This is a genomic window from Pseudomonas sp. S09G 359 (assembly GCF_002843605.1).
In the GTDB taxonomy this organism is placed as follows: Bacteria; Pseudomonadota; Gammaproteobacteria; order Pseudomonadales; family Pseudomonadaceae; genus Aquipseudomonas.
In genome coordinates, this window is record NZ_CP025263.1 from 4,061,451 (window position 1) to 4,075,322 (window position 13,872).

General features: G+C 62.8%; 12 protein-coding genes. 4 read left to right on the top strand and 8 right to left on the bottom strand.

Translation table 11 applies throughout. The features are described from left to right. The 5 genes from CXQ82_RS18340 to CXQ82_RS18360 form a co-directional block, all read right to left on the bottom strand. Positions 1-789, bottom strand: a complete 789-nt coding sequence (locus tag CXQ82_RS18340; protein ID WP_101271504.1) for an ABC transporter ATP-binding protein — start codon at positions 787-789, stop codon at positions 1-3. Continuing rightward, complete coding sequence (locus CXQ82_RS18345; RefSeq protein ID WP_101271506.1) at positions 783-1,772, bottom strand: ABC transporter permease; 990 nt, start codon at positions 1,770-1,772, stop codon at positions 783-785. The genes CXQ82_RS18340 and CXQ82_RS18345 overlap by 7 nt, the downstream gene beginning before the upstream one ends. Beyond that, positions 1,759-2,817 carry an ABC transporter substrate-binding protein gene (locus CXQ82_RS18350; protein WP_101271508.1) on the bottom strand — a complete coding sequence of 353 codons (1,059 nt, stop codon included), beginning with the start codon at positions 2,815-2,817 and terminating at the stop codon, positions 1,759-1,761. Before CXQ82_RS18350 ends, CXQ82_RS18345 begins: the two co-directional genes overlap by 14 nt. A gap of 220 nt (positions 2,818-3,037) precedes the next feature. Then, entirely contained in the window at positions 3,038-4,363 is a 1,326-nt protein-coding gene (locus CXQ82_RS18355) for an LLM class flavin-dependent oxidoreductase (RefSeq protein WP_101271510.1), read from the bottom strand. Then, a complete protein-coding gene (locus tag CXQ82_RS18360) occupies positions 4,360-5,298 on the bottom strand; it encodes an aliphatic sulfonate ABC transporter substrate-binding protein (RefSeq protein WP_101271512.1) in 939 nt (312 codons plus the stop codon). Before CXQ82_RS18360 ends, CXQ82_RS18355 begins: the two co-directional genes overlap by 4 nt. Before the next feature lie 235 nt (positions 5,299-5,533). Between CXQ82_RS18360 and CXQ82_RS18365 the strand changes: the two genes are divergently transcribed. Further along, entirely contained in the window at positions 5,534-6,478 is a 945-nt protein-coding gene (locus CXQ82_RS18365) for an aliphatic sulfonate ABC transporter substrate-binding protein (RefSeq protein WP_101273825.1), read from the top strand. 140 nt (positions 6,479-6,618) lie between these two features. On the opposite strand, the gene CXQ82_RS18370 is transcribed toward CXQ82_RS18365, so the two are convergent. From CXQ82_RS18370 to CXQ82_RS18380, 3 genes are read right to left on the bottom strand one after another with little or no spacing between them, the layout of a single operon-like run. Then, positions 6,619-8,094, bottom strand: a complete 1,476-nt coding sequence (locus CXQ82_RS18370) for an FGGY family carbohydrate kinase (RefSeq protein WP_101271514.1) — start codon at positions 8,092-8,094, stop codon at positions 6,619-6,621. A 5-nt stretch (positions 8,095-8,099) separates the two neighbouring features. Next, positions 8,100-9,032, bottom strand: coding sequence for a transketolase family protein (locus CXQ82_RS18375; RefSeq protein WP_101271516.1), 933 nt, complete (start codon positions 9,030-9,032; stop codon positions 8,100-8,102). Further along, positions 9,022-9,858 (bottom strand): transketolase, encoded by an 837-nt coding sequence (locus CXQ82_RS18380; protein WP_101271518.1) that lies wholly within the window; start codon positions 9,856-9,858, stop codon positions 9,022-9,024. The genes CXQ82_RS18375 and CXQ82_RS18380 overlap by 11 nt, the downstream gene beginning before the upstream one ends. 361 nt (positions 9,859-10,219) lie before the next feature. Between CXQ82_RS18380 and CXQ82_RS18385 the strand changes: the two genes are divergently transcribed. From CXQ82_RS18385 to CXQ82_RS18395, 3 genes are read left to right on the top strand one after another with little or no spacing between them, the layout of a single operon-like run. Then, the gene (locus tag CXQ82_RS18385; protein ID WP_101271520.1) at positions 10,220-11,227 is read left to right on the top strand and encodes an ABC transporter permease; all 1,008 of its coding nucleotides are present in this window, start codon (positions 10,220-10,222) and stop codon (positions 11,225-11,227) included. Between the two features lie 50 nt (positions 11,228-11,277). Continuing rightward, positions 11,278-12,210 carry a sugar ABC transporter substrate-binding protein gene (locus tag CXQ82_RS18390; RefSeq protein WP_101271522.1) on the top strand — a complete coding sequence of 311 codons (933 nt, stop codon included), beginning with the start codon at positions 11,278-11,280 and terminating at the stop codon, positions 12,208-12,210. A gap of 15 nt (positions 12,211-12,225) precedes the next feature. Next, positions 12,226-13,734 (top strand): sugar ABC transporter ATP-binding protein, encoded by a 1,509-nt coding sequence (locus tag CXQ82_RS18395; protein WP_101271524.1) that lies wholly within the window; start codon positions 12,226-12,228, stop codon positions 13,732-13,734. Positions 13,735-13,872 lie beyond the last annotated feature (138 nt).

Genomic DNA, 13,872 nt, shown 5'->3' on the forward strand with positions numbered 1-13,872 from the left:
CTACCAGCTTTCTCCCAGCCCGAGCAGCCCGAGTATCTGCCGCCGCAGGTCCACCAAGTAAGGATCATCCCGGTGCCGAGGATAAGGCCGATCGATGCTCAATTGCGCCTGTATTTTTGCCGGGCGGTCGCTGAACACAATCACGCGGTTGGCCAGCAACAAGGCTTCCTCCACATCGTGGGTCACCAGCAGGGCCGTATAGCCCTGGCGCTGCCACAAATCGATCAGCTCTTTTTGCATGGTGATGCGCGTCAGCGAATCGAGTTTGCCCAACGGCTCATCGAGGATCAGCAGGCGTGGCTGGTTGACCAGCGCCCGGGCCAACGCCACCCGCTGCGCCATACCGCCGGAGAGTTGTCGCGGATACGCGCGGGCAAAGTGGCTGAGGCCGACTTTTGCCAAGGCTTCATCCACCTTGTGCGAGTGGGTCTTGAGCAGGCCCTGGGCTTCCAGGCCGATGGCGACGTTGTCCCACACCCGCCGCCAGGGGTATAGCGTCGGGTCCTGGAACACCACCACGCGGCTCGGGTCCGGGCCAAGGATGGCGTCACCGTCGGCCAGCAACTTGCCTGAATCGGCTGGCTCCAGGCCGGCCACCAACCGCAGCAAGGTGGATTTGCCACAGCCCGACGGGCCGAGCAGCGCCACGAACTCGCCTGGCGCCACGTCCAGCGATACCTGTTCCAGCACCGGCAAATGCTGGCCGTCCAGGGCAAAGCCATGGCTCAAGTTTTCAATACGTAGCGCCAATCCCGCGCTCGCCTCTACCGCGTGTGCCAGGGCTACCATTTCATCGTTCCTTTCTGCCAAGCCAGCAAGCGGTCGCGCACCAGGAACAACCCGGTGATCAACCCCGAACAGGCCAATGCCATGATCAACAACGCCGCGTACATATTGGCGTAGGCGGCCCAACCCTGGGCCCATTGCAGGTACCAGCCGATGCCGGATTTCACCCCCATCATTTCCGCCACCACCAGGGTCGAGAACGACGCGCCCAAGCCCATGAACAGGCCGACAAACACGTGGGGCAACGCGGCCGGAATCGCCACTTTAAAAATCAGGAAGCCCTGCTTGGCGCCCAGGGTGCGCGCCACGTCGTAATAGGCTTTGTCGACACTGGCCACGCCCGACCAGGTCAGCACCGTGACCGGAAACCAGGTGGCCAGGGCGATCAGGAAAACACTCGCGCTCCAGCTGCTGGGAAACAGGAAAAAACACAGTGGCAACAACGCCGTGGACGGCACCGGCCCGAGAATCCTCAGCACTGGGTGCAGCCAGTAGCCGATGCGGGTCGACCAGCCGATGGCCACGCCCGCAACAAAACCGGTGGCCGCGCCCAAGGCCACGCCCGAGCCCAGCAGCAACGCCGAATGCAACAGGCTGTCGGCCAGCCGCGCATAGTCTTCGATATACACCGCGAGCAGCGCCTGCGGCGGCGCGAAAAACGGCACCGGCAACAACGCCAGTTTGGCGGTGAGCAGTTCCCACACCCCCAGCAACAGCGGCAACGCAATCAACCAGGGCGCGGCCGTGCGCAGGCGCTGGCCAAGCGTCGACACCTTACGACCGACCAGGCTCAGCACGATGAACAACGCCGCCACCGCCACGCAGAGGTTGGCCAGGCCTTGGGTCATCGGCCAATTTCGCACTGCGTTGGGCCAGTAGCTGATCAACAGCGCGACAGCCACCCAGGCCGCCACCACCGCTGCGCCCTGCCAGCCAACCTTGAGGGCCACGGGTGGGTTGAGGGTTGTCGCGTCAGCTGAAGACATCGGCGGTGATCTCCTTGGCAAATTCCACCGGGTCAGTGCCTTTGCTGATCACTTCCACGGTTTTCAGGTCGGTGACGTAGGTGGTGATCTCCTGAGTCAGCGCCGCACCCACCGCGTGGTGGCCGTGGGTGTGGTCGTGGAGGATCGCCTGCACTTCTTCGGTTGAGGTGTTCAGCGCATAGGCCTGGAAGCCTTTGGCTACGGCTTCGGGGTGCTGCACGGAGTAATCGTGGGCCTCCAGGATCGCCTGGGTCAGCGCGGCGACCACGCGTTTGTCCTCGCGCACCAATTTGCCGGTGACACCGACCACGCAGCAGCTGAGGTTGGCGTATTCCTCCACCAGGTTGGTGGACAGCTCGCGCGCCACGCCGGACTTGATCAGGCGGTACATAAACGGGTCGCTGCCGCTCACCGCCTGCACTTCGCCACGCTCCAGCGCGGTGCCGAGCAGGTCGGCCGGGTACAGGCGCCATTCCACATCGCGCACCGGGTCGACGCCGTGCTTTTTCAGCAGGATCGAGAAGAAATTGCGGTCCGGGCTGGCCATGTCGGTCACGCCGATGGCCTTGCCCTTGAGGTCTTCGAGCTTGCTCACGCCGCCATTCACTGCACTGAGCAAACGCAGGCAGCCGCCATGGGTGCCGGCGGTGAGCTTCACATCAAAGCCTTGCTCCAGCGCCTTGAGCCAGCGCAGCGCCATGCCCACGCCGGCATCGGCCTTACCGGTGGCGATAGCTTCCAGCAGCACCTCGGTGGAATTGCCGAAGTTGACCAGTTCCACGTCCAGGTTGTGCTGGGTGAAAAAGCCCTGACCGTGGGCGATCACCACCGGGGCCAGGCACACCGCATTGAGGTTGACCGCCAGCTTCAGCTTGCGCGGCGCGTCGAGGCGGATGAATTCACCGGTGCCCGCGGGCTCCTGGGGCGTGTTGTGGCCGGCGTGCGCGTCGGCAGCAAACCCCAGGCGCGGCAGCGACAGGCTGGCCAGGGTGACCCCGGCCAGGCCGAGCAGGCGGCGGCGGGTTAGGTGATCAAATGTGGCCATGCAAAATATCCCTTTAAAATTGAAGTATTGGGTCGTGCGTCGAGCCCGTCTTTTGTGGCGAGCGGGCTTGCCCGCGTTGGGCTGCGAAGCGGCCCCAATAAAACCGCCGCGTTCTGTCAGGTAAACCGTGGTGTCTGGTTTTTGGGCCGCTTCGCGCCCCAACGCGGGCAAGCCCGCTCGCCACAAAAAAGCCGTTTGCCAGAAAAAAACTGAGGTGGTTTCAAGCGTCCAGATCAGCCAGCCCTAAATGCTCGCGTAGCGTCGAGCCTTGATACGCCGTGCGGAACAAGCCCTTGCGCTGCAGATGCGGAATCACGCTTTCGACAAACTCCGTGAACGAACCCGGCAGGTAGCCCGGGGAAATCACAAACCCGTCGCACCCGCCCTGCTCGAACAGTTCGGCCAATTGGTCGGCGATCTGCGCCCCGGTACCCACCAGTTGCGGCACACGCACGCTGCTGGCGAAGATGCGCCCAAGTTGTTCCAGGGTGGTTTCCGGGCCTTGCATCAGCAGCTTTTCAGCGGCCGCCGGGTGAATCAGCGGCGACTGCGCGATCTCGGCCAGGGTGGCGCTCAGCGGGAATGGCGACAGGTCCACGTTCAGCTGTGAGGCCAGCGTTACCAGGCCCAATTCGGGGCGCGCCAGGGCATTGTGTTTATCGCGTTTGGCGCGAGCCTCGGCTTCGCTGCCGCCAATAAACGGCATCACCGCCGTGAGCACTTTGCAGCTGTCGGCCTCGCGACCTTGCTGCACCACCTGGGCGCGCACGTCGTCACGAAACGCGCGCATGGCCGCCAAATGCGGGTGGATGGTAAAAATCGCCTCGGCCCAACGCGCGCCAAAACGCCGACCGCGCCCGGACGAACCAGCCTGGATCAGTACCGGGCGGCCCTGTGGCGTACGCGGGATATTCAGCGGGCCTTCGACCTTGAACCACTCGCCCTGGTGTTGCACCGAGTGGATCAACGCCGGGTCGGCCAGCACGCCGCTGTCGCGATCCAGCTTGAGCGCGCCCTTGCCCCAGCTGTTCCAGAGTTTCAGCGCGACCTCTACAAACTCATCGGCGCGGTCATAGCGCAGGTCATGTTCCAGGTGCTTGTCCTTGCCGAACAGGCGCCCTTCGCTGTCGTTCATCGAGGTGACGATATTCCACGCCGCACGGCCCTTGGACAGGTGGTCGAGGGTGGCGAATTCACGGGCAATATGCGCCGGTTCGTAATAGGTGGTGGAACGCGTCGCGCCCAGGCCCAACTTGCGGGTCTGGCCGACCAGGTAGGAGAGGATCGGCAAGGGGTCGAGGCGCGTGGCGTCCTGGGCGCCGTAGCGCAGGGCAAACTCGCGGGAGCCGCCCATCTGGTCGCCGACGGCCAGGCGGTCGGCGAAGAACAGGAAGTCGAACAACCCCTCTTCCACCACCTTGGCAATGCGTGAGTAGTACTCGGGGTCAAGGTAATTGCCGACGGTTTCCGGGTGACGCCACACCGCGTGGCTGTGCACCACCGGGCCGCTGAGCAAAAACGCAGAGAGATGGATTTGACGGCTCATGACTTGGGCGTCCACACAGTGATGTTACTGACCTTCAGCGGCTTGGGGATCAGCTTGGCGGCGTAGTAGGTGTCGGCGATGCGTTGCTGTTCGGCGAGGTTGTCCAGCTTGACCGGAATGATGTCGTAGCTGCGTCGGCTGTTGGCACGCTCCACCGTGGCCGGGGCGATGTTGCCCCACAACGGGCCAAGGATTTCAGCCGCCTCCTTGGGGTGGGCTTTGACCCACTGGCCGGTCTCGCGCAGGGTGTCGAAGGTGACCTGCAGCACGTCCGGGTGGGCATTGGCGAATTTAGTCGTGGCCAGGTAGAAACGGTTGTAGTTGGCCAGGCCGTCGCTGCCGTCGGCGATCACCCGCACATAGTGGTCGAGTTGCTGGGTGGCGAGGAACGGGTCCCAGATCACCCACGCGTCCACGCTGCCATTGGCGAACGCCGCGCCGCCGTCCGGTGCTTCGAGGTAGCGCGGGGTGATATCGGCCAGGCTCAGCCCGGCTTTTTTCAGTGCGGAAATCAGCAGGAAATTGCTGCCCGAGCCCTTCGATACGGCGACGGTCTTGCCCTTGAGGTCGGCGATGCTGTGGATCGGCGACTGGTCCTGCACGATGATCGCCTGGGCGCCCGGTGATGAGTTTTCCTGGGCGTAGTAGGTCAGCGGCGCGTCGGCAGCCTGGGTGAACAGCGCAAAGGCGTCAGCCACATCGGCGTGCAAGTCGACGCTGCCGGCGTTGAGCGAACTGAGCAGGCCGGTGCTGAATTCATGCCAATTGACCGTGAACCCCAGCGGCTTGAGGCGCTGTTCCAACTGGCCATTTTGCTTGAGCAGAATCCATAGGGTGGATGAGCGCTGGTAGCTGATATCCAGGGTCTGCTCGGCATGGGCCGCCGCTGCGGCAAACAGCAGGCTGGCAGCGACGATGAGTTTTTTGAGCGTCATGAAGGGCCTTGGCGTCGGAGGTGAAAGAAACACGAGCAAGGCATAAGCGCCTGGCATAAATGCGCTTTTGATTATATTAATGAAGACTGATTATGAAAGGACCTTATGATTCTATGGTTATGCCCGATTCGTCGGAACACGCCAAAAGCATCCTAAGCTCAGATCGAAAAAGTATTTATCGAATGGTTTTTAGAACTTTATGCTCAGCGCTATTTCGTTGAAGATCGAGCGTGCCATGTCCATACGTCGTCCCCTCGCCGCTGTACTCGGGTTGCTGGCCTTTTCTGTCGCCGTGAGCGCGGACGCCCAGGAAACCGTACGTATCGGCTACCAGAAATCCTCGACCCTGATCACCCTGCTGAAAACCCAGGGCACCCTCGAAAAAGCCCTCAAGGCCGACAACATCGACGTGTCCTGGCACGAGTTCCCCAGCGGCCTGCCGCTGCTGGAAGCACTGAACGTGGGCAACGTGGACATCAGCGCCGACGTCGCCGACACCGTGCCGATCTTCGCCCAGGCGGCCCAGGCCAAACTCACCTACTTCGCCCAGGAAGCGCCCTCGCCTTCGGCCCAGGCCATCGTGGTGCGCAAGGACTCGCCGATCCAGCAACTGGCGGATTTGAAGGGCAAGAAAATCGCGGTGACCAAGGCCGCCGGCACCCACTATTTGCTGATCGCCGCGCTGGCCAAGGCTGGCCTGGCCTTCTCGGATATCGAGCCGGCGTATCTGTCGCCGGCGGATGGTCGCGCGGCGTTCGAGAACAATAAAGTCGATGCCTGGGTTACCTGGGAACCCTTCCTCACCAGCGTGCAGCGCCAACTGCCGACGCGCACCCTGGCCGATGGCGCCGGGCTGGCCAGTTACAAGCGTTATTACCTGACCGGCACGCCGTACGCCAAGGCCCATCCGGAGGCGTTGAAAGTGGTGTATGCGCAGCTGGAAAAAGCCGGGCACTGGGTGAAAACCAACCCGCAGGACGCGGCTAAAGTGCTGGGCCCGCTGTGGGGTAATTTGGATGTGGCCACGGTGGAAGCGGCGAATGCGCACCGCAGCTATCAGGTGCAGCCGGTAAGCATTGACCAGTTGGGGGAGCAGCAGAAGATCGCGGATGCGTTCTTTAAGGCGGGGTTGTTGCCCAAGGCGGTGGATGCGAAGGATGTGCAGACCTGGAAGCCTTGAGATCTGGTGAGGTTTAAATGTGGGAGGGGCGGTGCGACGATTCGACTTGCCCCCGATTGCAGTGGGTCAGTCAATACATGTATGACTGATACACCGCTATCGGGGGCAAGCCCCCTCCCACATTTGATCTCCACATGCTGTTAGAGAAGGGTTCGGGCCAAGGCCTTTTTCCATTCTGAATAGCGGGTAGCCATCTCCCCATCCTCCTGCGGCTCAAACCGCTCGCGCTGACGTTCCAACTCGCCCAACGCCGCATCACTCGCCCATATCCCCAATGCACGCCCGGCCAAATGCGCCGCACCCAACGCCGACACTTCCGGCGACAGGCTGCGCACCACCGGGCGTTGCAGCAGGTTGGCGAGAAATTGCATCAACCAGCGGTTGCGCGTGGCGCCGCCGTCCACCCACAGCTCCTTCAACGGGCTGCCGATATCCTGCTGCATGGCCTCGAACACATCGCGGATCTGATACCCGATGGACTCCAGCGACGCACGCAATATATGCGCGCCAGAGGTGGCTTCGCTGAGCCCGCAGATCAGGCCGCGCGCGTCGGCTTTCCAGTGCGGCGCGCCGAGCCCGGACAACGCCGGCACAAAGTACACGCCGCCATTGTCCGGCAGTTGCGCGGCCTGTTCGGTCAATGCATCCAGGGATTCCCCGGCCACCAGTCGCGAGGCCCACTGCACGGCGGCGCCGGTGTGGACGATATTGCCTTCCATGCCAAAGGTCGGCTTGCCGCCGTCGTGCCAGGCCAATGTGGTGGAGAGGCCGTGGGTGGAGGCAATCGGGCCGGTCATCGGGGTCATCAAGGATGAGCCGGTGCCGAGGGTGGCCTTGACCAGTCCCGGGGCGAAACCGCCCTGCCCGTACAACGCGGCGTGGGAATCGCCAATCATCGACATCACCGGGATGCCAGCGGGCAAGCCACCGAGGGCAACGGTCTCGGCGAAGAAGCCGGCGCTGGGCTGGATCGGCGCCAAGGCCGCCAAGGGAATCGCAAACAGCTCCAGTAGTTCAGGGTCCCAGGCACAGGTGTGCAGGTTGAACAGTTGGGTGCGCGCGGCGTTGGAATAGTCGGTGGCGAAGACTTGGCCGCCACTGAGTTTCCACAGCAGCCAGCTGTCGACCGTGCCCAGGCAGATATCACCGGCAGCCGCACGGGCGTGCCCGTTCTCCAGGTGATCGAGGACCCAGCGGAATTTGCCAGCGGAGAACATCGGGTCCAGCGCCAGCCCGGTCTTTTCCAGGATCATCGCTTCATGGCCCTGCTCGTGCAACTGCGTGCACAGCGCCGTGGAGCGTCGGCATTGCCAACTGATACACGGCGACAGCGGCTCACCGCTAAGCCGGTCCCAGGCCACCACCGATTCGCGCTGGTTGCTGATCGCCAGCGCGGTGATTGGCCGGTCGACCTGGGCCAGGCATTCTTCAATCGCGGCCAGGGTGCTCTGCCAGATCAGCAGCGGGTCCTGCTCGGAGAACCCGGCCTGAGGGTGGCTGATGCTCAGCGGCCGTGAACCGCGGGCAATCACCTGCCCGCGTTCGTTGACCAGCACGGCCTTGGCGTTGCTGGTGCCTTCGTCTATCGCCAGGATCAGCGGAGTGTTGTCTGTCATTGCATTCACCGCAACCGAGTGGCAGCCGCCACAATCCCAGCCGCGTCGATGTTATGCAAGGCGCGGGTCGGTTCACGGGCTCCCGCGGCGGCGTACTCACCGTCGCCGATGCCCAGGCGGATCAATGGAATGCCCAGGCCGGCTTCGGCCAGCACCTCGGCAACCAGGCTGCCGACGCCACCGTTGATGTTGTGTTCTTCAACGCTGATGACCGCGCGCGTGCCCCTCAAGGCGCTGAGCAATACCTCGCGCTGCAACGGGCGGATCGACGACAAGTTGATCACCTGCGCCTGGATGCCCTGCTCCGCCAGTGCGGCGGCAGCGTCCACCGCTTCATGCACCACCGAGCCGAGGGCGACGATGCTTACGTCGGCGCCCTGGCGCAGCACATCTACCTGGCCGGGGGCGAATTGGTAGTCGGCGCCATGCACGTCGGGCAAGGCTTTACCGTCGAGGCGGATATACACCGGTCCCTCGTGGCGCAATGCGTAATCGACAATCTGGCGGCACTCACGCGCATCGGCCGGGGCAAAAATCTGCACATTGCCGAAGCCGCGCATCACCGAGATATCGTCGATGCTGTGGTGGGTGCTGGCCAGCGGGCCGTAGCTGGCGCCGGCGTTGAGGCCGAACATTTTTACGTTGGCCTGGTTGTAGCAAACGTCGACCTTGATCTGCTCGTTGGCTCGCGAAATCAGAAACGGTGCCGCGTTGCAGGTCGCGGCGATCTTGCCGCCCAACGCCAAGCCCGCCGCAACACTGACCAGGGACTGCTCGGCGATCCCGACGTTGATCAGCCGCTCCGGAAAACGTTGCATGAACGGGCCGATCTTGGCCGTGGAAGTGGAGTCGCTGACCACCGGCACCACGTCCAACCCGGCATCGACTGCGGCAATAAAGGCCTCCACCATGACGCTCGCCAAATGTTCACTCGCCATGGTTCAACTCCTCCAGTGCAGCATTGATTTCATCACCCTTGGGCACACGGTGGTGCCATTCGGGGCGGGCTTCGATAAACGACACGCCTTTGCCTTTGATGGTGTGGGCGATCAGCACCTGCGGGGCGCCGATTTGGGTGTGCATTTGTTCCAGGGCGGTGATCAACTGGCCCACGTCATTACCGTCGCACTCGCTGACGGTGAAGCCGAAGGCCGCCCATTTCACGTCCAGCGGGTCGAGGGGCATGATTTCGGCGGTCAGCCCGGCCAGCTGCAGCTTGTTCTTGTCGACGATCACAAACAGGTTATCCAGCCCGTACTTGGCAGCGGCCATCGCTGCTTCCCAGTTGGAGCCTTCGGCCAGCTCGCCGTCGCCGGTCAGCACATAGATGCGCTTTTTGCTGCCGGACATTTTCGCCGCCAACGCCAGCCCCACGGCCACCGGCAAACCGTGGCCGAGGGCACCGGTGTTGAGTTCGATGCCAGGGGTTTTCTGGCGCACCGGGTGGCCGGGCAAATGCGAGTTGAAATGCTGATACGTCGCCAGCCACGCCTCGGGAATGTAGCCCGCTTGCGCCAGGCAGCAGTACAAGCCGCCCACGCCGTGGCCCTTGCTCTGGATGTAGATATCGCGCTCGGGATCCTGGGTGCGTTCCGGGCCGGTATTGAGGATGCGGAAATACAGGGTGGCGAGGATGTCGGTTTCCGACAGATCCGCCCCGGTGTGGCCGCCGGCCGGTGAGTCGGCATTCAGGCGGATCACGTGGCGGCGGATCAGGCGGGCCTGTTCCTTGATCTGGTGGGCGTCGTACTGGAAGGCATTCATGCAGCGGCTCCTATGAGGCTGACCACGCGGGGGTAAATGTGTCCAAAGCTGTTTTGAATATTTATTCAGCAGTGACAATATATTTCTATTTAGACGCCGATCTTTCCCGCGGTCAAGTGAGCGACTGGCGGAAAATCAAATAAATCGACGAAATATCCGTCGGACAAACGGGCAAAATCCCACGCCGGCTTATCTATCCCGTGGCTTTGCGGTGTACAAAAGCACCGGTCTAGAGGCATACCGGAAAAATTAAGCGCTTGACTTTGACACGGTGTCACTGGAATCTGAATTAACAGTCAGGCACGCATAAATATTCAACGCGCCTGAAAGCACTCCAAAAAAAATAAATCAGGAGAACACTGTGGACACCAAAGCTATTGTCCAGCACCCGGCCGAACTCAAGCCGCCACCGCGCCCACGCCTGGTGAAACTGCTCCCCAGCAACATCGGCGGCCCGCTGATCGGCCTTGTGCTGCTGGTGCTGGTCTTCTCCTTCAGTTCCGAATTCTTCTTCTCCTTGCGCAATGGCCTGAACATTCTCGATCAGGTCACGGTGCTGGGCATCCTCGCCATCGGCATGACGGCAGTGATTGTGATCGGCGGCATCGACCTGTCGGTTGGTTCGGTGCTGGCCTTTTCGATGATGATGCTGGGCTGGCTCTATCAGGATCAGGCAGTGCCGCTGGGCTTCGCGATTCCCATCTCGATTGCCAGCGGCATGCTTGCCGGGCTGGTGTCCGGCGGGTTGATCACCTATGCCAAGTTGCCGCCGTTCATTGCCACGCTGACCATGATGTCGGTGGCCCGTGGCCTGGCGAATATTCTCACCGAGGGCCGGCAGATCGTCGGCTACCCGGACTGGTTCACCAGCCTGGCCACGGTGCGGCATTTCGGTTTCTTGTCGGCAACCGTCGGGCTGTTCCTGGTGATGCTGGTGCTGGCCTGGGTGTTCCTGCGCTTTCGCGCCGGTGGCCGTAACCTCTATGCCATGGGCGGCAGCCCGGAAGTGGCGCGCCTGTCGGGCATCAAGGTGCGCGCGATTACCCTGTGGGTGTACGCCATCAGCGGCGCACTCGCCGGCATCGCCGCCGTGACCTTGGCTGCACGCCTGGACTCGTCCCAACCCAGCGCCGGCCTCAGCCTGGAACTGGACGCCATCGCCGCCGTGGTGATTGGCGGCGCCAGCCTCAGCGGTGGCGTCGGCAGTATCGGCGGCACGCTGGTGGGTGTACTGATCATTGGTGTGTTGCGCAATGGCCTCAACCTGCTCGGCGTTTCGCCGTTTATTCAACAAGTGGTGATCGGCGTGGTCATTGCCCTCGCCGTGACCATCGACACCCTGCGCCGCCGTTCCAGTACTGCCCGTTAAACCTGTTCGACAGTTGACACCCTCCAACAATAAAACCAGGAGTCACCGACATGTTCAGCCCCAAGAAACTGCTTATCGCCACTGCTCTGGCTGCCGCCACCCTCACCGCCACCGGCACCACCTGGGCCAAGGACCTGACCATCGGCCTGGCCGTGGCCAACCTGCAGGCCGACTTCTTCAACCAGATCAAGCAATCGGTGGAAGCCGAGGGCAAGGCCAAGGGGATCAAGGTGATCACCGTGGACGCCCAGGGCAACTCCTCCACCCAGGTCAGCCAGATTGAAGACCTGATCACCCGCCAGATCGACGTGTTGATCTACATCCCCGCCGGCGCCACCGCCGCTGGTGTACCGGTAAAAGCCGCCAAGGCCGCCGGCATCCCGGTGATCGCCGTGGACCGCAACGCCCCCGACGCGCCCGGCGACACCTTTATCGCCAGCGACAGCGTGGCCGGCGCCAAGACCCTGGCCGAATATGTGGGCAAGATCACCGACGGCAAAGGCCGCATCGCGATCCTGCAAGGCCAGCTCGGCACCACGCCCGAGAATGACCGCGCCAAAGGCTTTGAAGAAGGCCTGAAAGCCTTCCCGGACCTCAAGGTGGTTGCCCAGCAACCGGCTGAATGGGCCCAGGACAAAGGCTTCGCCGTGGCCCAGGACCTGCTCCAGCGTGACCCGAATATCACGGTGTTCTTCGGCCGCGCCGATGCCATGGCCTTGGGCGCTGCCCAGGCGGTGAAGGTCGGTAACCTCGACCACAAAGTCGTGGTGGTCGGTTTCGACGGCGACGTCGCCGGGCTCAAGGCCGTGGAAAGCGGCGTGCTCAATGCCACCATGACCCAGCAGACCCAGAAGATGGGCCGCCTGGCGGTAGCCTCGGCCATCGACCTCAAGGCCGGCAAGGCCGTGCCCAAGGAGCAACTGCTGCCTACCGTGCTGACCACCAAAGAAAACGTCGCGCCGTTCCTGCAACAGCACCCGTAAGCCTTGGAGGTCGTCATGCCAGCAGCAGCTCTGGATAACAGCACCGACGCGGTGCTGTGCCTGCGCAACATCAGCAAGGCCTATGGGCCGGTGCAGGTGTTGTCCCAGGTCAATGTGGATATTCGCCCCGGCGAGGTCCTGGCCTTGCTCGGTGAAAATGGTGCGGGCAAATCCACCTTGTCGTCGATCATTGCAGGCCTGGTGCAACCGGAAGCCGGGGGCAGCATGACCTGGCTCGGCGCGCCCTACGCCCCCGCTTCACCGGGCGCGGCGCTGAGTGCCGGGATCGGCCTGATCCACCAGGAAATCCGCCTGCTGCCGCAATTGTCGATCGCCGAGAATATCTTCGTCGGCCGCCTGCCCATGCGTCATGGGCGGGTGGACCGCGAGTACATCGAGGCCCAGGCGCAGATCCAACTGGAACGCCTGGGGCTCAAGGTGCCGGCCTCGCGCAAGGTCGAAGGCCTGAGCGTGGCGGCCCAGCAACTGGTGGAAATCGCCAAGGCGCTGACCCTGAAAGCCAGCCTGTTGATTCTTGACGAGCCCACCGCCGCCCTGGGTGGCGAAGAAACCGAGTTGCTGTTCAAGCAGGTCGAGCGGCTGAAAGCCGAGGGCGTGTCGTTTATCTATATCAGCCATCGCCTGGAAGAAATCGCGCGCATCGCCGACCGCGTGCTGGTACTGCGCGACGGTCGCCAGATCGCCCTGCACGCCACCGCGCAAGTGCCGGTGCGCGAGCTGGTGGAACAGATGGTCGGGCGCAGCCTGGAGCGCATTTTCCCCGCCCTGCAAGCGCCGCAGGACCAGGTGATGTTGCAGGTCAAGGATTTGAGCTGCCGTGAGTTCGCCTTGCACGGCATCGACTTCAGCGTGCGCGCCGGCGAAGTGTTCGGCATCGCCGGGGTGGTCGGCGCCGGGCGCACGGAGCTGGTGCGCACCATCGCCGGTGCGGCCCAGGACATCCAGGGCCATATGCTGCTGGACGGTGAAGTGCGCCAGCTGCGCAGCCCCTTCGAGGCGATCCAGGCCGGTGTGGTGCTGGTGCCCGAAGACCGCAAGCAGCAAGGCGTGGTGGTGGAACATCGGATCGAAGACAACCTGATCTACGGCAACACCGACCTGCTGGATAACCGCGGCTGGGTGTTCCCGGCGGCCCTGCGCGAATTTGCCCGTACGGCGGTGGCACGCCTGGGCGTGAAAGGCGCGCCGCAGTCGCGGATTTCGAGCCTGTCCGGCGGTAATCAGCAAAAGGTGATCATTGCCAAATGGCTGGCGCGCAATCCCAAGGTGTTCATCCTCGACGAGCCGACACGCGGCATCGATGTGGGCGCGCGGGCGGCGATTTATGAAGTGATTGCCGATCTTGCGGCTAAAGGCATGGCGGTGATTGTGGTGAGTTCGGACCTGGATGAAGTGCTCGGGCTGTCCCATCGGGTGATGGTCATGAGCCGCGGGCGGCAGATGGGCATTCTGGAGCGTGGCGAGGCTACCCCGGTGTCGGTGATGGAAATGGCTACTGCATAACCCAAGACCTATAGAGATTCAAATGTGGGAGGGGGCTTGCCCCCGATAGCTGTGTATCAGTCACCCCATTTATCAACTGACAGACTGCCATCGGGGGCAAGCCCCCTCCCACATTAGCCCTACTGTGATTTCAAGAAT

Excerpts from the sequence above, each read along its gene's own strand:
- CXQ82_RS18340 (WP_101271504.1), bottom strand. The coding sequence starts at position 789 with ATGGTAGCCCTGGCACACGCGGTAGAGGCGAGCGCGGGATTGGCGCTA.
- CXQ82_RS18345 (WP_101271506.1), bottom strand. The coding sequence starts at position 1,772 with ATGTCTTCAGCTGACGCGACAACCCTCAACCCACCCGTGGCCCTCAAG.
- CXQ82_RS18350 (WP_101271508.1), bottom strand. The coding sequence starts at position 2,817 with ATGGCCACATTTGATCACCTAACCCGCCGCCGCCTGCTCGGCCTGGCC.
- CXQ82_RS18355 (WP_101271510.1), bottom strand. The coding sequence starts at position 4,363 with ATGAGCCGTCAAATCCATCTCTCTGCGTTTTTGCTCAGCGGCCCGGTG.
- CXQ82_RS18360 (WP_101271512.1), bottom strand. The coding sequence starts at position 5,298 with ATGACGCTCAAAAAACTCATCGTCGCTGCCAGCCTGCTGTTTGCCGCA.
- CXQ82_RS18365 (WP_101273825.1), top strand. The coding sequence starts at position 5,534 with ATGTCCATACGTCGTCCCCTCGCCGCTGTACTCGGGTTGCTGGCCTTT.
- CXQ82_RS18370 (WP_101271514.1), bottom strand. The coding sequence starts at position 8,094 with ATGACAGACAACACTCCGCTGATCCTGGCGATAGACGAAGGCACCAGC.
- CXQ82_RS18375 (WP_101271516.1), bottom strand. The coding sequence starts at position 9,032 with ATGGCGAGTGAACATTTGGCGAGCGTCATGGTGGAGGCCTTTATTGCC.
- CXQ82_RS18380 (WP_101271518.1), bottom strand. The coding sequence starts at position 9,858 with ATGAATGCCTTCCAGTACGACGCCCACCAGATCAAGGAACAGGCCCGC.
- CXQ82_RS18390 (WP_101271522.1), top strand. The coding sequence starts at position 11,278 with ATGTTCAGCCCCAAGAAACTGCTTATCGCCACTGCTCTGGCTGCCGCC.
- CXQ82_RS18395 (WP_101271524.1), top strand. The coding sequence starts at position 12,226 with ATGCCAGCAGCAGCTCTGGATAACAGCACCGACGCGGTGCTGTGCCTG.